We start from the raw sequence: 19,573 nt of genomic DNA, 5'->3' as shown, positions 1-19,573 counted from the left end.
TAGCCCTAATCCTAGGGCTATTAAAGATCCAATCAACTTAAAGGCACATGTGTACTAATATTTTCTGGATATCATAGATACATTTATCTTTTTTGAACTGTTTAGAAATAGCTGGCTGTTGTGCACCAGAAATCCAAATCTTTAGTTCAGCATCCAGATCAAAGGTACCTGCTGTTTCGATGCTAAAGTGTGAAATGCTTTTATAAGGAACAGAATGATAGTCTACTTTTTTACCAGTGAGTCCTTGCTTATCAACCATAAGGAGCCTTTTGTCGGTAAAGACAATAAGATCTCTTACCAATTTAAAAGCAGATTCAACTTCTTCATTGTCTGCTAATATAGTGTTGAGCTCCTCTTTAACCTCTTCCTTATTTACATTTGAAGCATTACCCATTAATCCACTCATTAAACCCATACATGTTCCTCCTAAATAGTGAGATTAAATCATACATGAAATTAATTGAGGATAAAAAAAGTCCCTGATTCAACTATACTGGAAGCTAAAGTAAAAGGCTACCCAACTTGCTTTCCCTCATTTATCAATCTCTTGAAGGTTAAATCTCCGAAGAAAAAATAATCGTAAAGGAGAAATTCCTGATTGGTAGTGGGCGAAGTGATAAACCACGAGTAGGGGCTTTTAATTATAAATAAAGAAATTAATCTAGAGAGAAGATGTTGATTCCACAACCAAATGTTTCAAATAGTTGATACCAAACCCCAAACAAAATATACTTAACTAAGAGCTATCTTGTCTGATAATATGAAAGCATTTTCATAAACAGGCATACGCGTTTATACAACTAAAAAGAACGGAATTGACTTCAAGGATTCCCGTCATTCGACATGGGTGAATCCACTCGTTCAAATGTTCACAAAAGGAAGGGAAAATGATGAAAAAACTATTGGGAATCGATTTAGGTGGAACCACCGTTAAATTTGCTATTATGACCGAAGATGGTGAGATTCAACAGAAGTGGAGCATTGGGACGGATATCCGGAACGATGGGAAGCAGATTGTGCCACAGATCATTGAGTCGATTAATCACCATTTGGAATTATACGGGTTGAGCGCTGATACATTCTTGGGGATCGGCATGGGCTCTCCTGGGACGGTTGATCGGGAAAATGGGACGGTCATCGGAGCGTATAATTTGAATTGGAGTACCCTGATACCGGTTAGACAGATGATCGAAGCGGGTACGGGGATTCCTCTTTATATCGACAATGATGCGAACGTTGCAGCATTGGGCGAAGGTTGGAAAGGTGCCGGTGAAAACGGCAAGGATGTCGTGTTCGTGACCCTCGGTACAGGTGTCGGCGGTGGCATCATTGCAGAAGAGAATCTTCTTCACGGAAACGTGGGGGCTGCAGGGGAGATCGGTCATATGATCGTTGAGCCTGAAGGGTACCTTTGTACGTGTGGGAATCATGGCTGCTTGGAAACCGTGGCAAGTGCGACAGGTGTCGTCCGTCTCGCCAGGGATCTGTCTGAGGAATACGCTGGTGATTCCGAATTAAAGGAATTGATTGATGACGGACAGGAATTGACGGCCAAGACCATTTTTGATCAGGCAAAAGCCGGTGATCCCCTCGCAGTGATCGTAGCGGATAAATTCTTCTTCTATCTTGGACTTGCATGTGCCAACATCGGGAATCTGCTCAACCCTGAGACCATTGTCATCGGCGGCGGAGTTTCGGCAGCGGGAGACATGCTCTTGGAAGGGGTAGAGAAATACTTCCAGCAGTTCGCATTCCCGTCCATCCGGACAAGCACGAAGTTGAAACTGGCTCAGCTTGGAAATGACGCAGGTGTGATTGGTGCAGGTTCATTGGTGACTCGGCAAAAATAACATCGTCCGTTCAGGCTGAAGTCCAGTAAGATCGGACGAAGAAGCATAAAACATGGAACCTCTTCGCTCGTTGAGCGAAGAGGTTTTTTCTATATATTGGGGGAGTCTTTTTACGACTGAATTCATAGATTGAAAGTTCGTATCTAAAAAAGTGACCGTTGCAACGGTCACTTTTCAGAGAATCATTGGCCGTTGTATGCGTTACCATAAAAACAAGGAGGTAAGGAGATGAGTTCAAAAGTCAGTTATGAACAAGATCTATTACGCTATCTTTCAAAAAAGCAGGAGTATGTAACATCGAAGGATCTCCTTGAAATACTGAATGTTTCACAGAAGACCGTTTATCGGTTGATTAATAAAATCAATGCAGAATGCGATGGGGAACCACTGATTGTGTCCGAGCGGGGGAGAGGCTACCGGCTGGATTACGAGAAGTTCATAGCGTATCAGAAGCATCTGGCGAATCCGAAGCAAGGACAGCTCACTCCTCAGGAGAGACGGAAACGGATCATGGGAGAGTTATTATTATCGTCGCCCACTCCGATCAATGTGTATCACTTGTTCAGCCATTACTATGTAGGCGAATCGGTTACCTTCCATGATGAGCAGATGATGAGCGAAGAGCTGAAGAAGTATCATCTGGTCCTGGAGCGGAAGAGGCGGACATTGGCGATCCTGGGGGAAGAGGTCAATATCCGGAAGGCCCTTAAAGACACCATCGAGATCTTCAACACCATCGACCTGGATGATCTGAAGAGGAACCAGGAGCTTCAATTCAATCAGTATGACGTGTTATTCATATTGGATCAGCTGAGGAAGATTGAAGAGGACCTGGAGATCACGATTCCTTATCCGTATAATGTGAACATTTTCTCTCACTTGTATATCTTACTGAGCCGCTCACGCAAGGTTTCAACCCGGATGTTCTCCGGAACCATTTCAGAAGAAGAAATGGATACGATGATGAACGACTTTTTGTATCCGTTTGCAAAGAAGACGATCGAGAACATCGAGAAGTACTTGCATACGCCTTTGCCGGACAGTGAAATCTACTTCCTCTATCAGTATCTTGTGTCATCCCGCATGCAGGGGTCGCTATCCATCACGTCCACGTTTTCATCAGAGGTAATGGACGTGACGAATGCCTATATTGATCATATGAGTAGCATAGTGGGCATCGAGTTTGATCACAAGGCCATGTTCATCGATCTTGCCAATCATATCAAGCCCATGCTGAATCGTCTGGCGCATAAAATCCGGGTGCAGAACAATCTATTGAGTCAGATTGAGAGTACGTATGAAGAAGTCTTCACCGGGGTGAAAAAAGTGTCCCGCATGGTGAGTGAAGCGTTCAAGCTACCGGTCATCAATGACGATGAGATCGGCTTCATCACCCTGTATTTTGCCAAGGCCCTTGAAACGGGTCAGCATCATCGACCGCTGAAAACCTTGATCATGTGCACGACGGGGATCGGGACATCCGAGCTGTTGAAGGCGAAGGTGGCGAAGAAGTTTCCTGAACTCGAGATCGTCGATGTGATTGCATCACGCAATATCCGGATGATTCAGGAGAACTATGCCGATGCCGATCTGATCTTGAGTACGGTTCAGATCACCGAAGAAGTACCGATCCCGTCCTTACTGGTCAGCGCCATGTTTACAGCCGATGATCAGAAACGACTGCAGGCAAAGATCGAGGTGATCCAGCGTGGCCACTAACTCACTCTATCAGGTTCATTTCCGGTCTGTGTTGGCATCACGGGAAGCAGTCTACTCCTTTTGTGCCGATCACGCATCGACCGATTCGTCCACCCAGCAGCATCTTCTCCAGGCCTTCCATGACCGGGAGAAGGTGGGCAGTACCCAGATTGCAGAGGACGTCGTCATGCCCCATATCGAGAGTAGCCAACTGGACAAGAGTCAGATTATCGTCATCCGTCCGGCTGAACCGATTCGATGGGGAGCAGGAATCGAAAAAATCCATTTAGTGATCGTGCTCTTATTGAAACAAAATGAAAGCGCTACGATAAAAAGAGAGCTCATCCGCTTCACACGCACCCTGGCAGATGAAGACAATCTCAACGAAATTCTTAAGACAGAAGAAGAAGTAGCATTCACCAACAAAATCATACCGAATAGGGAGGAATCACAATGAAAATCGTAGGAGTAGCAGCATGCACAGTCGGAATCGCACATACATACATCGCCCAGGAAAAGCTGGAGAACGCAGGGAAGAAAGCCGGTCATGAGATCCAGATCGAAACGCAGGGAACCATCGGGATCGAAAATGCCCTGACTCAAAACCAGGTTGATGAAGCGGACATCGTCATCTTGGCATCTGATGTGAAAATTGCCGGACGCGAGCGCTTTGAAGGGAAACGTATCATCCAGGTGACAACGGAAATCGCCGTGAAGTCACCGAATAAACTCATCCAAAAAGCGGTAGAGGTTGTCAGCCAGCAGAACTAAACAGGGGGCGAGCATAATGGAAGTAAAGGACATTGTTGATTTGAATACGATTCACACAAACATCCGGGCCACGAATAAGGAAGAGGCCATTCAAGAACTGGCCGAAACGTTGCTGGCTAATGGATATATTACGGATACGGAAGATTTCCTGAAGGATATCTATGCAAGGGAAGCGATGGGGCAGACAGGCATCGGGAATTATATCGCGATTCCTCATGGGAAGAGTGACTCGGTCAAGAAGATCGGGGTGGCGATCGGGATCACCCAAGATGAAATCGAGTGGGAGACCCTCGACGGGAAGGGCGTCAAAGGCATCATTCTCTTCGCAGTCGGCAATGACAACGACGGGGCACAAACTCACTTGAAACTGTTATCGCTGTTTGCGAGGAAACTCGGGAATGACGAGGTCATCGAAAAGATGCTGCAGTCTGAAAATGCCGAGGACGTAAAAGAGGCGCTGTGCGGCTAAAGAGGGCATACATCTGAAGCTTTACTGATAGGTTGGCTATTTTTTAGTTGCTGAGATTAAATGTCAAAATCGACGATTTGATCGTAGGAGGAAGAAAGATGAGTAAACTAAAACAATTAAATCTGAAGGGTCACCTGTTGACGGCGATTTCCTATCTGATTCCGATCGTGTGTGGAGCGGGCTTCCTGATTGCGATCGGTATGGGATTCGGAGGCACGGCACAAGGGTCCCTCGTACAAGGTGAATTCTCTATCTGGGACGCGCTTGCGACCATGGGTGGCGCAGGGCTGGGGCTTCTGCCCGTCGTCATTGCCACGGGAATCTCGTATTCGATTGCCGGTAAGCCGGGGATTGCGCCGGGTTTCATCATCGGGTTGACAGCTAATGCCATCGGCGCAGGCTTTATCGGAGGAATTCTTGGCGGCTTCTTATCCGGATTTTTAGCAGTAGCACTGATCAAATATATTAATGTTCCGAAGTGGGCGAAAGGGCTCATGCCTACGCTGATTGTTCCGTTCTTCACATCCATCATCGGCGGACTGATCATGGTGTATGTGATCGGAATCCCGATTGCTGCGCTCACGTCACTCCTCACCACCGCCCTTAACAGTCTCGGCACTTCTTCATTATTGGTATTCGGGGGTGTGGTTGGACTCTTGAGCGGTGTTGATTTCGGCGGACCGATCAATAAGACCGTCTTTGCCTTTGTACTTACGATGCAGGCAGAGGGGATCAACGGACCGATCACGGCGCTTCAACTGGTCAATACGGCTACGCCGATCGGATTTGGACTTTCCTTCTTCATTGCGAAATTGTTCGGCAAGAACATCTACACCCGTTCAGAAGTGGAAACGTTGAAATCGGCTGTGCCCATGGGTGTCATCAACATTGTCGAAGGTGTCATCCCGATCGTCATGAACGACATCGTCCGCTGTGTGACGGCTGTCGCAATCGGGGGTGCTGCCGGAGGAGCGGTCACCATGGTCCTCGGGGCCGATGCAACGGTACCGTTCGGCGGTGTACTGATGCTTCCGACCATGTCCCAGCCGTGGACAGGAGCGGTAGCCATTCTCGTCAACGTATTGCTAACGGGCGTTGCCCTGGCACTGCTTAAGAAGAATGTAAAAGAAGGTGAACAGATCGAAGTGGAGGAAGAAGACATCGATCTCGACGATATTAAAATCATTTGATTCATAGTGAAGTGGAGGAAATATAAATGAAAAAAGTAGAATTTTCCCCATCGCTCATGACGATGGACCTGGATCAATTTAAAGAGCAGATCACATTCCTCAATGACCATGTGGGCTCGTATCACATCGACATCATGGACGGGCACTATGTCCCTAATATCACGTTATCTCCGTGGTTCATCCAGGAGGTGCGCAAGATCAGCAACCTTCCATTGTCAGCGCATCTCATGGTGACCAATCCAAGTTTTTGGGTGCAGCAGCTGGTCGATCTGAAATGCGAGTGGATCTGCATGCACGCAGAAGTCCTCGATGGGCTTGCCTTCCGCCTGATTGACCAGATCCAGAATGCGGGACTGAAAGCAGGCGTTGTCCTAAACCCGGAGACGCCGATCGACACGGTCTTCCCTTATATCGATCTCGTGGATAAGATCACCATCATGACCGTCGACCCCGGTTTCGCGGGTCAGCGTTTCATCGACAGCACCCTCGATAAGATCGTGGCATTAAGGGAACTGAGGGAAGAGAAGGGTTATCGCTATGTGATCGAAATGGATGGCTCTTCAAGCAGGAAGACCTTCAAGAAGATCGATGCGGCCGGGCCGGATGTTTACATTGTCGGCCGGAGCGGATTATTCGGACTGAGCGAAGATATCGAAACATCATGGAAAACGATGTGCCAGGATTATGAAGATATGACGCAGAAGGTCCTATCATAATGTGTGGGGGTTGGGATCATTCTCAACCCTTTCATTATGCGAAAAAGAGATAAAGGAGCGAACGAATATGACACTTCAAACGAAGCAGACAATCGATACATTGGCGATCAATACAATCAGGACATTGGCCATCGACGCCATCGAACAGGCGAACTCCGGGCATCCGGGAATCGCCATGGGAGCAGCCCCTATGGCCTACACTCTATGGGCAAAGGAGGTGGAAATGAACCCTGCCAATCCCGACTGGATTAACCGGGACCGTTTCATTTTATCGGCAGGACACGGATCGGCCCTCCTGTATAGCATGCTTCACCTATTCGGCTACGGGCTGACCATGGACGAGCTGAAGAACTTCCGTCAGTGGGGAAGCAAGACACCGGGGCATCCCGAATTCGGTCATACCGTGGGGGTGGAAGCGACCACCGGCCCACTCGGACAGGGAATCGCCATGGCCGTCGGAATGGCGATGGCAGAGAGACATCTTGCCGACACCTATAATCAGGAAGACTATGACGTGATCAATCATTATACTTACAGCCTATGCGGCGATGGAGACCTGATGGAAGGCGTGTCGGCTGAAGCTGCTTCCCTGGCAGGACATCTGAAGCTTGGACGGCTCGTCGTCCTCTACGATTCGAATGACATCTCTTTGGACGGAGACCTGAATCGATCATTCTCTGAAAGTGTGGAAGACCGCTTCAAGTCATATGGATGGCATGTGGTGCGGGTGGAAGATGGCAATGACGTAGATGCCATCCAGGCAGCCATCCGAGAGGCAAAGGCGGAAACGGACCGTCCTACATTGATCGAGGTGAAAACGACCATCGGCTTCGGATCCCCGAATAAAGCCGGATCTTCTGCGAGTCATGGGGCGCCCCTGGGGGAGGAAGAAGTGAAGCAAACGAAGGCAGCCTATCAATGGGAAGCCGACGCACCATTCTTTGTACCGGAAGAAGTGGAGAAGCATTTCGCCGGGATGATGGAAGCTGGCAAAGCAAAAGAGGCCGCCTGGAACGAGCGGTTTGAAGCGTACAAGGCAGCATATCCGGAGCTTGCCTCTCAGTTGGAGCGTGTGGTGAAAGGCGAGCTTCCCGACGATTGGAAGGAAGCCATCCCTCCCTTTGAGGCCGGTTCGAAGATTGCTACCCGTTCCTCTTCAGGGGCCATTTTGAATGCTGCGGCGTCGTCTATTCCTGAACTCATCGGAGGATCTGCCGACCTGGCAGGATCGAATAAGACCCTGATCTCATCAGAGAAGAACTTCGCCCTGGATGGGTATGCGGCCCGAAACATCTGGTTCGGCGTACGGGAATTTGCCATGGGGGCAGCTCTGAACGGGATGGCCCTTCACGGAGGCGTGAAGGTCTTCGGGGCCACGTTCTTCGTCTTCTCCGATTACCTGCGTCCGGCCATCCGCTTGGCTGCGCTCATGAAGCTGCCGGTGACGTACGTGTTCACACATGATAGCATTGCTGTCGGTGAAGACGGTCCCACCCACCAGCCCGTGGAGCAACTGGCGGCATTGCGGGCCATGCCGGGAATCTCGGTCATCAGACCCGCCGATGCGAAGGAGACTGCCGCTGCCTGGCGCTTGGCCCTCGAAAGCCAGGATCATCCGACGGCACTCGTACTGACCCGTCAGGATCTCCCGACTCTTGACCTTGATCAGGAACTAGTGGATGAAGGGGTGAGCAAGGGGGCTTATGTCGTCTCGCCGGCTCAATTGGAAGCGGTAGGCCTGCTCCTCGCAACCGGATCGGAAGTATCACTCGCCATCAACGCACAGCAAGCATTGGCAGACAAAGGCATCCACGTCTCCGTCGTCAGCATGCCGAGCTGGGATCGCTTCGAGCGTCAATCCGCAGCGTATAGGGAGAGCGTGCTACCAAGCCATCTGACAGCACGTCTTGGAATCGAACTCGGTTCTTCATTCGGCTGGAGGGAATACACCGGTCAAAAAGGTAAGACGGTAACCGTTGATGAATTCGGAGCATCGGGCCCTGCGGACCGCTTGCTTGAGGAATATGGATTTACGGTTGAGAATATTGTAGAGACGTTTAGGGTACTTTTGAAATAGTTTAATAGATGAAACCCACCTGGAAAGGGAGCTCCAGGTGGGTTGTTATTTAACCAAACGTTTCCTTAAACAAATAATGGGGATGAAGTGAATCATCTACTAAAATATGAGAAAATAACCCCAAACCCATTCAAGAAAGGACGATGCCCAATGACTGAACCAGTCTACATCCGAGAAGGCTTCGCAAATATGTTGAAAGGCAAGGAAGGGGTGGGAGGCAAGCTTTACCTCGATGAGAACATGCTCCATCATAAGCCCCACGCCATCAATATTCAACGTGAAGAGACGGCCGTACTTCTAAAGGAAGTTGCATCGGTGGAGCGCGTACGCAATAGACTGCTTGGCATCCCCTTGCTGAACAATGGTTTGAAGGTGACCCTTCAGAGCGGTCTTGAGGTACAGTATGTGGTGAATAAGGGAGGTCAGTGGGTAGAGGATGTGGAGCGGGCGGTTGCCGAGGCGAAGAAGTCGGGCGTGGTATAACGCCTAACTTTTTTCTGTTCACAAGAGTTTTGTTGTGTATGATAGAATAGACAACAAGAAAATTATGGAATTATCAAAGGGGTGCCCATGGCTAAACACCTATCATCTAAACTATTCAATCTCCTACTCTCCCTCTTCGGCATCATCCTCATGGGATCGATCCCGGCCCTGTTTGATCAGATGAACCTCTCTTTTTCAGGATACATACAGTCCATTCGAGGGGTGATTCTGATGCTTGTCGGATTGAAGCCTGCAGTCTATGGAGGCATGGCTGGCTTAGAAAAGCCAATCTTCCCACAAGTATTTGTTCATCTGGGGGAGTCGGGATTGATTTTGTTCCTTTCTCTTTTGTCCGCATTGGCGGTGGCTTTGTTCATCGTGTTCGTTTATTTCTTGCTTCCGAGATGGAGCCAGGCTGGGATTGCGTTCGGCCTCCGGGTGCTGGACGGGATTCCCGATATCCTCTTCATGATTGGGACGCAGCTACTGGTGATCTATGTGTTCAAGGCGACGGGGATTGCCATGGCAAATGTAGCGACGGTTCAGGGGGAACGGGCAGTTCTTTTGCCGGTGGTCAGCCTCGCGATTCCCACGATGCTCATGTTCTTGAAACTGCTGATCCTTCGATACGGTCAGGAGGTAGAAAAGGATTATGTGGTACTGGCAAGGGCGAAGGGAGTTTCTCCTTCTGCGATCCTGAATCATCATGTGCTCAGGAATGTGGTGGTAAGCACAGTGTATTACATAAGGCATCATCTTTGGTTCATCCTTTCAAACTTGTATCTGGTGGAAGTGCTGTTCAACGTTCCGGGCATTTCCTGGTTCATCAAGGATTATCCCACGACGGAGGTTTTCACAGTGGCACTGCTTCTGATTTACGTGCCCATCTATCTTTTATTTCACCTATTTGAATGGACGATTCCGGGAGAATGGAGGCATGGAGGAGGATGTGGAAGAAGTGGAGGAGGGACGGGGGTGCCATCCTATCGGGGGTATTCCTCGTGTTGCTTGTTCTCGCGAGTATAGGCAATACCTTTTGGAACGATGGTGACGTGGGACAGACTGTCTTGATGAAGGCGGAGGACGGGACCATTTCGGCTCCTCCATTCCCTCCATCGAAGGATTTTTTATTAGGGACGGATGAGAAGGGGTATGACCTTCTCGGGCGGGCCATAGAGGGAGCGAAGTGGAGCATCGGTATCACGATATTGATTGCGTTTTTGAGGACATTCTTCGCTTTCTGGATCGGCATGGTCGTGACGTATGTTCCGAGCTGGTTGTATGCGAGGCTTGAGGCGTTATTCGATAGTTTTTCCATATTGCCCCTCACGATGGTGGCGTTTGTTATTTTGGAGTCTGTTCTCTTGGTATCTAGCGGTACGACTCCTGCCCCTTTTTATAAGCGGGCCGGTTTTGAGGTGCTGATCCTGGTCATACTCGTCCTGCCGCCCCTTTCCTTTTATATGGCGAAGGAGACGAAACGCATCAAGGAGAGGGAGTTCATGGACGCGGCCAGGGTGTTGGGCGGATCGGAGAGGCATCAGATATGGCGCCATATCATACCGCATCTCCTTCCAGTATCGGGGGTGATGTTCATCCAGCAGTTCGTCCAGACGCTGATCATCTTCCTTCATCTGGGGGTGCTTGGCCTCTTCTTTGGAGGGACCATGGTATTCATGGGTCCGAATGGCCCCGAGATTGAATCGATCAGCCAGGAATGGTCGGGGTTGATTGGAGCGAACTTCCGATATATCGTGTCCCATCCGTGGATCCCGCTTGCGCCGATTGGATTTTACACCGTGACGATTATAGCCGCCCAAACACTGCTGAAACGGATCGAAGGCAAGACGGGAAAGCGGTCTTCACTGTAGAATAGAAACGTAATGGAAAGGAATGGACATCATGGACATCAAAAGAAAATGCGCCAAAGCAGCCCTGAACTACATAGAAAACGGCACAGTGATCGGACTTGGTGGAGGCAGCACCATCGCTCACCTCATCCAGTTCATCAAGGAAGATCAGCTCGACATCAAGGTGGTCACGCCTTCCTGGCAAACGAAGCGGAAATGTGAGGAAGCGGGCTTGGCGGTCATTCCCCTGTCGGAAGTCTCCGCAGTGGATGTAGCCTTTGATGGATGCGATCAAGTGGACGAACATCTCCATGCCCTGAAGAGCGGTGGAGGCATTCATACCGATGAAAAATTGGTGGCAAGGATGGCTGAGGAGTATATCCTTCTGGTTGACGAGTCCAAAGTGGTGAAGGGACTAACGTACGAGCATCCCGTGGTCCTTGAGGTGATCCCGCAGGCTCTAGCCTTTGTCACGCACCAGCTCTCAGATGCAGAGAGGGTGGAAATCCGCATGAGCCGTGATAAGGATGGTCCCGTCATGACAGAACACGGGAATCTGCTTTTGGATGTGTACGTGCAGGGAAATCAGGATAGTGAGAGGTTGGAGGATCGGTTGAAAGGAATGCCCGGTGTGCTCGATGTTTCCCTTTTCACATCCGTCGTGACAAAGGCATTGGTGGCGGGTGAGTCCGGTATACGCGAAATGACAAAGCGTTAAGCGGCTAGAAACTTATGAGGCCAATGGGTTCTGCAGGAATAGCGGCAGTCCTTCCCAAAAATCCCCGCACCATTCTTCAATCATAGTGACAACAACCCATGTTTCTTTCATACACTATCTTGAGGTGAAGAATATGCCAAGAGTAAAGTATAAGGATTCAGATGTGGCCCTCATGGCAAGAATGATGCGGGCAGAAGCCGAAGGGGAAGGGAAGCAGGGCATGCTGTACGTGGGCAATGTAATCGTGAACCGCGCCGTGGCTGAGTGTCTTGATTTTAAGGATGTACGGACGATTCAACAAGTCATCTACCAGGTGCAGGGTGGCAACTATTCCTTCGAGGCCGTGCAGAAGGGGAATCTGTTTTATAGCCGGGCAAGGTCGGTGGAAAAGCGGCTAGCGAAGCAGAATCTGGATTACTGGCGGCAGCAACCTGGGAAGTACGCCCTCTGGTATTTCAACCCGTACGCCCCGTGTCCCCCGACGTGGTATGATCAGCCGTTGGCCGGACAATTTAAGAACCATTGCTACTATGAACCGAAAGCCAACACATGCGCCAGCGTGTATCGAGGATGACACATAGAGAACTTCCTGACTGGCAGGAGGTTCTTTTTTGTATAAACGACCGGTCGATGAGCCTAAACTGAAAGGGAAGACCTATCCTTATTAATGCACAGCAAAAGTATGTTAAACTTTAGGAAGTAAATTTTTTAGAATGAGGTATTTCAGCATGAATAAAGTGAAAAAGAAGAACCGCAGCAAGTTGTTTTTACTGATCAGGGGGCTGATGGTGGTCCTCGGCGGATTCATTGCCGCCTACGGTCTTGAGACCGTTTTGATCCCGAATAACGTGTCCGATGGAGGCGTCACGGGGATCAGCATCGTCCTTTCCCAGCTAGGCAATATGCCACTTGGGGTTCTGATCGCCATCATCAACATTCCGTTTGTCTGGTTGGGCTATAAGCAGATCGGGAAGAGTTTTGCCATTTTCTCTATCATCGGGATTGCATCGCTTGCGATTGGGACAAGTCTCATGCACCACATTCCGGCCATCATCGATGGTGACACACTGCTCGTCACGGTCGTAGGGGGGATCATCCTCGGTTTCGGAATGGGGCTTGCGCTCCGTAACGGTGGAGCCCTGGATGGAATTGACATGCTTGCCGTCCTCCTGTCGCGCAAGCTGCCGTTCGGTACGAGTGATTTCATTCTGTTCCTGAACTTATTCGTCTTCATCTTCGTCTCAACGGTATTCGGTCTGCAGGGAGCAATCCTGTCAGCGATTGCCTACTTTATCGCGTCAAAAGTGATCCATATCGTCGAAGAGGGGCTCAGCGGCTCCAAGACGTTCAAGATCATTTCGTCTGAACCGAAGCTCATGGTCGAAACCATCCGCGACCGGCTCGGACGAAGTGCTACGTATAAGGAAGCGTACGGTGGCTACTCTCATGAGAAATTCATGGAAATCACCTGCGTGATCAACCGACTGGAAGAAAGCAAGCTGAAGGAAATCATCACCGATATCGATCCTTCTGCATTCGTGACCATCTATGATGTCGCGGAAGTAAAGGGCGGTAACTTCAGGAAAAACGATATTCACTAAACCTAAGACCCCTCCCGGTTTTGTACCGGGAGGGGCTTTTGCGTATTCTTCGACTGCAACGGGGGAAAGGGGTATACTGATAGGAAAAAGAAGGGGGTTTCCACCTATGATAAAACCGAATTGGGGTATCCTTGGCCCTGGAGGCATAGCATCAAGCTTCGCAAAAGCGATCCGGGAAGTGAACGGGAACATCGCCGGTGTATGGGCGAGAAAAGTGGAAAAGGCAAAGGCGTTTGCAGAAGAGCACGGCGTCGAGAACGTGTTTGAAAACGTGGAAAGCATGCTTGCGGATGACGGCATCGACATCGTATACGTCGCCACACCTCATAGTGTCCACTATACATATATCATGAACGCACTGAAGCACGGGAAGCATGTGCTCTGTGAGAAAGCGATCACCATGAACGGTAGGCAGCTGAAGGAGATCACAGACCTTGCCGCTGAGAAAGGACTGGTGGTGGCGGAAGCTATGACGATCTATCATATGCCGCTCTATCAAAAGCTGCGTGAAATCGTTGACGCCGGGAAAATCGGAAAAGTGAATATGGTCAACGTCACATTCGGTAGCTGCAAAGAAAATGACCCGACCAACCGCTTCTTCAATCCGGATCTTGCCGGGGGAGGCATGCTCGATATCGGGACCTATGCCCTTTCCTTCACCCGTTTCTTCCTATCCAGTCAGCCGACTGAGGTGCTGACGACGGTGAAGAAGCATGACACCGGTGTGGATGAGCAGTCGGGCATCGTGCTGAAGAATGAAGACGATGAGATGGCTGTCGTGAGCCTGGCCATGCGAGCGAAGATGCCGAAGCGCGGCATTGTCGCAGGTGATCTTGGATATATCACCGTGGACGAATTCCCGAGGGCAGATCGTGCGACGATCACCTATACGAAGGACGGGTCCGTCGAGACGATCGAAGCGGGGGAAGAAGGCAAGGCGCTTCAGTATGAAGTCCAAGCGATGAATGAACTCGTTGTGACCAAAGGTGAGAACTGGACGCTGCCTTTGTCTGAACAAGTCATGGAGCTGATGGATGAGGCCCGCAGGCAGTGGGGGCTCACCTACGACTTCGAGTGAGCGCTACACGCGGCATCGTCATCAGAACACCTGAGCCAATAGATCGTGAGGCACTTCACGGCTTCTTCCGTCTGGTCATCGAGGACACCTATCAAAAAGAAGGCATCGATCACCTGGTGGATGATCTAGAAGAGGAAATCCGCTACAAGAAGTCCCTCCTTCAAAGGCAGGGAACGGAGCGTTTTTTCCTAGTGGCGGAAAAGGACTCACAGATCATCGGTACCATTGAATACGGACCGGCCAGTAAACTGATCATGACCCTGACCAATGGTGCCTATGGGGGTATCCCTGAAGTCGGGACGGTGTTTGTGCACCCGGATCATCAAAGGATAGGTGTCGGCTCCCTGGTGGTGAATGCCATGCTTCTGATCCTTCTTGGGAGAGGTGTAGAAGTATTTTGCCTCGATAGCGGGTATACCCGTGCCCAGGCAGTGTGGAAGAAACGATTCGGTGAACCGGATCATCGATTCACCGATCACTGGGGCGAAGGCATGGATCATTTGATCTGGAAGCGGTCCGTTCGAGATCAAATAGTATTTTAAGAGACTGAGAGAACTCTCATGGTTTGAGTTTAGTATTATAGATATTCAGGCATAATATCAATGAGAAGGATGAAATAAGGACGGTCCGGCTTCCACAATGGAAACCGGACCGTCTTTTTTAATCCGCGGCAAAAACAATGCCGGCGGATTTTCGTGCTTGTTCAACAATATCAAGGACGGTGCAGCTGTAATCAAGGAGATCGTAGCAACGATCATAGTCTTCCTTCTCATAGATGTCACGGAATGCCTTCAACTCGTAGTAGAGTTTATTCGAATTTGTCTGTTCGTTCAGGACCACTTCTTCATCGGCGGTCTTGACGGTGATCGCCTCGCAGCTTGAACCATTTTTCACCTCGATATAGCCTTTTTCACCCTGGATGAGGCAGAAGTTCGGGCTTTCCGTATCCTTGGCCCCGACGGCTTCCCCGATAAAGCCAGGGTATTTCATCAGGACGACTCCCGATGTGTCGATGCCATTTGCATGGGTATTGGCCATATAATGGACGGCATCGGGTTTCCCGAACAGGTTCATGATGAAGTGGATATTGTAGACATTGATGTCCACCAGGGCACCGCCCGAGAAGGCCGGATTGAAGATATTCGGTGTTTCGCCTGCGAGGAATTTATCGTACCGGCTTGAATATTGACTGTAATTGGCCTGAATGAAGCGGATCGGTCCGATCTTCCCGATGTTTTGGCGGATCAGTTCGTAGTTCGGCAGATGGATGGTGGTGATCGCTTCAAAGAGCATGAGGCGCTTTTCTTTTGCCAGCGCCCTTAATTTCTCGAGCTCCCTGGCCGTCGATGTAAACGGCTTTTCGCAGATAACGTGTTTTCCTTTATGTAGGGCTGTCCTCACATGCTCGAAATGGAGACTGTTAGGGGAAGCCACGTAAATGAAGTCTGCGTCGGCTTCATCAAGCATCCGGTTGAGATCTGTATAAATGGATGGGCCGCCAAATTTGTCTGCCAGGGGGCGTGCACTCGATTCTGCGCGGGAATACATGGCGGTGCATTGGGCACCCTCCACGTCGTCGACGGCAGAGAGGAACCTTTCGACGATGAATCCTGTTCCGATTGTAGCGATCTTCATATCGCTCACCTCATCTTTCTTATTTGTCCTCCCCATTATAATGGACTCCCCCTGGGATGTCATATCATCAAGGCCTCCAGAAGAAATATCCCTACGCGGCAGGAGAGCGGAGAAATTCGTCGAAATCTGTCTATAAACGAATGGAAGGATGACGACGATATGAGTGGTAACAAGTGGAATGCAACGCATTATGATGACAAAATCGGGTTTGTTTCCTTATATGGCAAGGGCCTGATCGATATACTCGATCCGAAGGAAGGGGAGGAGATCCTTGACCTTGGGTGCGGAACCGGTGATTTGACGCAAGAGATTGGGGAATTCGGTGCAGTCGTAAGGGGGATTGACTATTCGGAGGACATGATCCTGCGCGCCCGGGAGAAGTATCCGACCATCTCCTTTGATGTGGGGGATGCTGCAAACTTTCATACTCCACAACCAGTGGATGCCGTATTCTCCAACGCCGCCCTTCACTGGGTACGGGATGCAGACGGTGTGGTCTCTTCTGTTGCCCGTGCTTTACGCCCCGGGGGAAGATTTGTCGCTGAGTTTGGCGGGAGTCGAAACGTCGGGACGATCATCGCAGGAGTGGAAGAGGAACTGACTGCTCGTGGAATCGATGCCACATCAAGGAATCCGTGGTACTTCCCGACCGTCGGTGACTACAGTACCCTCTTAGAGCATCATGGTTTCAGGGTATCGTTCATTCATCACTATGAGAGGCCGACCCCCCTGTCAGATGGAGAAAAGGGTCTGGATCATTGGCTTGACGGTTTTGCAGACGACTTCTTTCCGGAGTTTGAGGGGGAGGAAAAGGCCGGGGTATATAAAGGGATCAAGGAGAGAGTGCGGCCTTCCCTTTTCAAGGACGGGGAATGGGTGGCGGATTATTGGCGGATCCGTGTAGTTGCTGTGAAAGAGTGATCAGATTTACGGGAGGGGTGATGAGGTCAGCTCATCTCCCTTTCTTTGCAAAATAATAGATTTGTCCTCCGTAATCTTCAGCTATACAGGGAAGGTCCATCCCATTATAATAGAGTGACTAAAGTCTCAATTTTCCAGTAGAGGAAGATGTGACTAAAATGAGGTGCACTGTGAAATTGGTTGTACATATTACGAATAACTATGATTTATTTCTTGTCTTTTTGTCCTATATCATTGCGTTGATCGCAGCGTTTGCTTCTATAGAATTATCGAATCGAGTGAGGCAGACCGTGGGAAGGGCAAAGCTTGTCTGGTTGATGACGGCCGGAGGCGTCCTCGGGCTCGGGATCTGGTCCATGCACTTCATCGGCATGCTCGCCTTCCATCTATCGAGTACGATGTATTACGATGTCAGCCTTGTCTTCCTGTCCATTGTCGCTTCCGTGGCAGGATGCTCGGCTGGGTTCTGGATGGTTTCATCATCAGCGCCGAAGAAAAGGCATCTGGTCTATGGGGCTGTCCTCATGGGAACTGGTATCGCATCCATGCACTATGTCGGCATGGCGGCCATCCGCCCGATGATGATCAGCTATGATCCACTGTTAGTGAGCCTCTCATTGGGAATTGCGTATTCGTCAGCGTTCGCTGCCCTGTGGCTCGGGTTCTATTCGTCTTTTGCCAAAGAAGGGATGGGCTTCAGAGTGAAGCTCGCTTTCTCCTTGTTCATGGGAGTCGCCATCACAGGTCTTCACTATACGGGGATGACGGCTGCACATTTTCATCCTCATGAAGGACATGAAGGAGCAGGCACGGTGGATGTGACTTTCCTGACGTGGGGAGTCTTCATCAGTACCCTTTTGATTTTCATCTTCACCTTCTTCTCCATTGCCATCGACCGCTTTGTCAGGAAGAAATCGATCCTGCAGACGATGATGTTCGATTCGGCGGAAGACGGGATCGCCATCTCCGATAAATCAGGCAGGATCTATCATGCCAACGCGGCGCTCCTTTCCATGTTTCCTGAAGCAAACGGTCAGACTGTTCCAGATGTGTTCGTGGAAGGGACGATGGAAGACAATCGCTTGACCCTCCCAATAGACACCAAACAAGGAGAACGGATTCTGGAGGTGTCGAAGCACCGCATCCGGGGCGAGGGACTTGAGCACTCCATCTGGTTCACAAGGGATATTACGGAGAAGCGAAAGTCGGAAGAAGTCATCCAGTTCATGGCCTATCATGATCCCCTGACGGAACTCCCGAACCGTTACAAACTCGAGAAGCTCCTCGATGAGTGGATTGCGGATGGTGACGGGGTGTGCTGCATCTTCATCGACCTTGATCGCCTGAAGTTCACCAACGATACCCTCGGGCATCAGGCAGGCGATGTGCTGTTGAAAGAGGTGACGAAAAGGCTTAAGGACGCGCTTCCGGAGGATTGTGTGCTCACTCGTCAGGGTGGGGATGAGTTTGTAGTCGTTTCGACCTGTGCCGATAGGGGTAGAGTGAAGAACCTGGCCAACGAGTGTGTCCGTGCCATGAACGAGCCATTCTCGATCAATGGATCCAATGTGCGGGTGACCATCAGCGCAGGAATCGCCCATTATCCCGAAGACGCGCGTAACGGGTCGGAGCTCCTGAGCTATGCGGATCTTGCCATGTATGAGTCCAAGAAGAACGGTAAGAACTGCGTCACGGAATTCAATGGAGAAATCAGACAGAAGCTCGAAAGGACGATGCTCCTCGAGCAGGGATTCGAGCATGCATTCGAGCAGGAAGAATTCTACGTCCTCTATCAGCCCAAAGTGAACGTGAAATCCGGAACCCTTGAAGGGGTGGAGGCGCTCATGCGCTGGACCCATCCTGGGGTCGGTCCTGTCTCCCCCGTGGAATTCATCCCGATCATGGAAGAAAAGGGGATGATCCACTCTGTGGGCAGGTGGGTGCTGAAGGAAGCATGCCTGCAGTGGGTAAGATGGATAGTGGAAGGGAAGGAGCCCATCGTGATGGGCGTCAACATTTCCCCCCTCCAGTTCTCGAGGGAGGACTTCATCCCTTCCGTTCAGGAAGTACTCGATGAAACGGGGATGGATCCGAATTATCTGGAGCTTGAACTGACCGAATCCTCAGCCATGAAATGCGAAGCGGATGTCATCGTCATCCTTGATCGACTCAGGGAAATGGGGATCAAGATCTCCCTGGACGATTTCGGAACAGGCTATTCATCGTTCCGGTATTTGAAGGCACTGCCCGTCGAGATTCTGAAGATTGACCGTTCCTTCCTGGAAGACTTTGAAGGGAACGAAGAGCAGGAAGCCATCGTCCGGTCCATGATCACCCTCGGACACAACCTGAATATGAGGGTACTGGTGGAGGGTGTGGAGGATGCCTATCAGATGGACTGGCTCAAGCGGGAAGGCTGCGACTTGATCCAGGGATTTTATTTAAGCAGACCGGATACGGCTGAGGCGATTTCCGCGCGCTGGATGAACATGGCGGCCGTATCAAACTAAAGGGGA

General features: G+C 50.2%; 20 protein-coding genes. 18 read left to right on the top strand and 2 right to left on the bottom strand.

Annotation, left to right across the window (positions count from 1 at the left end; all coding sequences use genetic code 11):
* Positions 1-37: 37 nt before the first annotated feature.
* The gene (locus ABJ225_RS21665) at positions 38-415 is read right to left on the bottom strand and encodes a PH domain-containing protein (RefSeq protein ID WP_347321578.1); all 378 of its coding nucleotides are present in this window, start codon (positions 413-415) and stop codon (positions 38-40) included.
* Between the two features lie 472 nt (positions 416-887).
* Here ABJ225_RS21665 and ABJ225_RS21660 point away from each other — a divergent pair, with 472 nt between their 5' ends.
* The 16 genes from ABJ225_RS21660 (at position 888) to ABJ225_RS21585 (ending at position 15,043) form a co-directional block, all read left to right on the top strand.
* Complete coding sequence (locus tag ABJ225_RS21660) at positions 888-1,850, top strand: ROK family glucokinase (protein WP_309518151.1); 963 nt, start codon at positions 888-890, stop codon at positions 1,848-1,850.
* Positions 1,851-2,078: 228 nt separating this feature from the next.
* On the top strand, positions 2,079-3,569 hold the full coding sequence (locus ABJ225_RS21655; RefSeq protein ID WP_347321577.1) for a BglG family transcription antiterminator: 1,491 nt from the start codon (positions 2,079-2,081) through the stop codon (positions 3,567-3,569).
* The gene (locus ABJ225_RS21650) at positions 3,559-4,005 is read left to right on the top strand and encodes a PTS sugar transporter subunit IIA (protein ID WP_347321576.1); all 447 of its coding nucleotides are present in this window, start codon (positions 3,559-3,561) and stop codon (positions 4,003-4,005) included. Before ABJ225_RS21655 ends, ABJ225_RS21650 begins: the two co-directional genes overlap by 11 nt.
* Complete coding sequence (locus ABJ225_RS21645) at positions 4,002-4,319, top strand: PTS fructose transporter subunit IIB (protein ID WP_218247844.1); 318 nt, start codon at positions 4,002-4,004, stop codon at positions 4,317-4,319. The genes ABJ225_RS21650 and ABJ225_RS21645 overlap by 4 nt, the downstream gene beginning before the upstream one ends.
* 16 nt (positions 4,320-4,335) lie before the next feature.
* The gene (locus tag ABJ225_RS21640) at positions 4,336-4,788 is read left to right on the top strand and encodes a PTS sugar transporter subunit IIA (RefSeq protein WP_218247843.1); all 453 of its coding nucleotides are present in this window, start codon (positions 4,336-4,338) and stop codon (positions 4,786-4,788) included.
* A gap of 98 nt (positions 4,789-4,886) precedes the next feature.
* A complete protein-coding gene (locus ABJ225_RS21635) occupies positions 4,887-5,978 on the top strand; it encodes a PTS fructose transporter subunit IIC (RefSeq protein ID WP_347321575.1) in 1,092 nt (363 codons plus the stop codon).
* A gap of 26 nt (positions 5,979-6,004) precedes the next feature.
* Positions 6,005-6,694, top strand: a complete 690-nt coding sequence (gene alsE, locus ABJ225_RS21630) for a D-allulose 6-phosphate 3-epimerase (protein WP_347321574.1) — start codon at positions 6,005-6,007, stop codon at positions 6,692-6,694.
* A gap of 67 nt (positions 6,695-6,761) precedes the next feature.
* A complete protein-coding gene (gene tkt / locus ABJ225_RS21625; protein WP_347321573.1) occupies positions 6,762-8,771 on the top strand; it encodes a transketolase in 2,010 nt (669 codons plus the stop codon).
* Between the two features lie 150 nt (positions 8,772-8,921).
* The gene (locus ABJ225_RS21620; protein WP_347321572.1) at positions 8,922-9,254 is read left to right on the top strand and encodes a hypothetical protein; all 333 of its coding nucleotides are present in this window, start codon (positions 8,922-8,924) and stop codon (positions 9,252-9,254) included.
* An 87-nt stretch (positions 9,255-9,341) separates the two neighbouring features.
* Positions 9,342-10,280: an ABC transporter permease subunit gene (locus ABJ225_RS21615; RefSeq protein WP_347321571.1), complete on the top strand. Its 939-nt coding sequence runs from the start codon at positions 9,342-9,344 to the stop codon at positions 10,278-10,280.
* Positions 10,202-11,125, top strand: a complete 924-nt coding sequence (locus ABJ225_RS21610; RefSeq protein ID WP_347321570.1) for an ABC transporter permease — start codon at positions 10,202-10,204, stop codon at positions 11,123-11,125. Before ABJ225_RS21615 ends, ABJ225_RS21610 begins: the two co-directional genes overlap by 79 nt.
* 31 nt (positions 11,126-11,156) lie before the next feature.
* The gene (rpiA, locus tag ABJ225_RS21605) at positions 11,157-11,822 is read left to right on the top strand and encodes a ribose 5-phosphate isomerase A (RefSeq protein ID WP_347321569.1); all 666 of its coding nucleotides are present in this window, start codon (positions 11,157-11,159) and stop codon (positions 11,820-11,822) included.
* Positions 11,823-11,955: 133 nt separating this feature from the next.
* The gene (locus ABJ225_RS21600; RefSeq protein WP_347321568.1) at positions 11,956-12,396 is read left to right on the top strand and encodes a cell wall hydrolase; all 441 of its coding nucleotides are present in this window, start codon (positions 11,956-11,958) and stop codon (positions 12,394-12,396) included.
* 154 nt (positions 12,397-12,550) lie between these two features.
* Entirely contained in the window at positions 12,551-13,423 is an 873-nt protein-coding gene (locus ABJ225_RS21595) for a YitT family protein (RefSeq protein WP_347321567.1), read from the top strand.
* A 106-nt stretch (positions 13,424-13,529) separates the two neighbouring features.
* Positions 13,530-14,501, top strand: a complete 972-nt coding sequence (locus ABJ225_RS21590) for a Gfo/Idh/MocA family protein (RefSeq protein ID WP_347321566.1) — start codon at positions 13,530-13,532, stop codon at positions 14,499-14,501.
* A complete protein-coding gene (locus tag ABJ225_RS21585; protein WP_347321565.1) occupies positions 14,498-15,043 on the top strand; it encodes a GNAT family N-acetyltransferase in 546 nt (181 codons plus the stop codon). Before ABJ225_RS21590 ends, ABJ225_RS21585 begins: the two co-directional genes overlap by 4 nt.
* A 118-nt stretch (positions 15,044-15,161) precedes the next feature.
* Here ABJ225_RS21585 and ABJ225_RS21580 read toward each other — a convergent pair whose 3' ends face one another.
* Positions 15,162-16,136, bottom strand: a complete 975-nt coding sequence (locus ABJ225_RS21580) for a Gfo/Idh/MocA family protein (RefSeq protein ID WP_218247852.1) — start codon at positions 16,134-16,136, stop codon at positions 15,162-15,164.
* A 159-nt stretch (positions 16,137-16,295) separates the two neighbouring features.
* Here ABJ225_RS21580 and ABJ225_RS21575 point away from each other — a divergent pair, with 159 nt between their 5' ends.
* Together ABJ225_RS21575 and ABJ225_RS21570 are read left to right on the top strand one after the other, a co-directional pair.
* Positions 16,296-17,057, top strand: a complete 762-nt coding sequence (locus ABJ225_RS21575) for a class I SAM-dependent methyltransferase (RefSeq protein WP_347321564.1) — start codon at positions 16,296-16,298, stop codon at positions 17,055-17,057.
* A 170-nt stretch (positions 17,058-17,227) separates the two neighbouring features.
* Entirely contained in the window at positions 17,228-19,567 is a 2,340-nt protein-coding gene (locus ABJ225_RS21570) for a bifunctional diguanylate cyclase/phosphodiesterase (protein WP_347321563.1), read from the top strand.
* Positions 19,568-19,573: the final 6 nt, after the last annotated feature.

It is taken from the genome of Rossellomorea sp. RS05, from assembly GCF_039822645.1.
GTDB classification, from domain to species: domain Bacteria; phylum Bacillota; class Bacilli; order Bacillales; family Bacillaceae_B; genus Rossellomorea; species Rossellomorea marisflavi_B.
The sequence above is the reverse complement of the archived record's forward strand: the minus strand, read 5'-3'. Positions and strand labels throughout refer to the sequence as shown.

Bases quoted from the DNA above. Each gene is read 5' to 3' on its own strand.
- ABJ225_RS21640 (WP_218247843.1), top strand. From the start codon at position 4,336: ATGGAAGTAAAGGACATTGTTGATTTGAATACGATTCACACAAACATC.
- ABJ225_RS21655 (WP_347321577.1), top strand. From the start codon at position 2,079: ATGAGTTCAAAAGTCAGTTATGAACAAGATCTATTACGCTATCTTTCA.
- ABJ225_RS21665 (WP_347321578.1), bottom strand. From the start codon at position 415: ATGGGTTTAATGAGTGGATTAATGGGTAATGCTTCAAATGTAAATAAG.
- ABJ225_RS21600 (WP_347321568.1), top strand. From the start codon at position 11,956: ATGCCAAGAGTAAAGTATAAGGATTCAGATGTGGCCCTCATGGCAAGA.
- ABJ225_RS21660 (WP_309518151.1), top strand. From the start codon at position 888: ATGATGAAAAAACTATTGGGAATCGATTTAGGTGGAACCACCGTTAAA.
- ABJ225_RS21645 (WP_218247844.1), top strand. From the start codon at position 4,002: ATGAAAATCGTAGGAGTAGCAGCATGCACAGTCGGAATCGCACATACA.
- ABJ225_RS21635 (WP_347321575.1), top strand. From the start codon at position 4,887: ATGAGTAAACTAAAACAATTAAATCTGAAGGGTCACCTGTTGACGGCG.
- alsE (WP_347321574.1), top strand. From the start codon at position 6,005: ATGAAAAAAGTAGAATTTTCCCCATCGCTCATGACGATGGACCTGGAT.
- ABJ225_RS21610 (WP_347321570.1), top strand. From the start codon at position 10,202: ATGTGGAAGAAGTGGAGGAGGGACGGGGGTGCCATCCTATCGGGGGTA.
- ABJ225_RS21595 (WP_347321567.1), top strand. From the start codon at position 12,551: ATGAATAAAGTGAAAAAGAAGAACCGCAGCAAGTTGTTTTTACTGATC.
- ABJ225_RS21615 (WP_347321571.1), top strand. From the start codon at position 9,342: ATGGCTAAACACCTATCATCTAAACTATTCAATCTCCTACTCTCCCTC.
- tkt (WP_347321573.1), top strand. From the start codon at position 6,762: ATGACACTTCAAACGAAGCAGACAATCGATACATTGGCGATCAATACA.
- ABJ225_RS21580 (WP_218247852.1), bottom strand. From the start codon at position 16,136: ATGAAGATCGCTACAATCGGAACAGGATTCATCGTCGAAAGGTTCCTC.
- ABJ225_RS21575 (WP_347321564.1), top strand. From the start codon at position 16,296: ATGAGTGGTAACAAGTGGAATGCAACGCATTATGATGACAAAATCGGG.
- ABJ225_RS21620 (WP_347321572.1), top strand. From the start codon at position 8,922: ATGACTGAACCAGTCTACATCCGAGAAGGCTTCGCAAATATGTTGAAA.
- ABJ225_RS21590 (WP_347321566.1), top strand. From the start codon at position 13,530: ATGATAAAACCGAATTGGGGTATCCTTGGCCCTGGAGGCATAGCATCA.
- rpiA (WP_347321569.1), top strand. From the start codon at position 11,157: ATGGACATCAAAAGAAAATGCGCCAAAGCAGCCCTGAACTACATAGAA.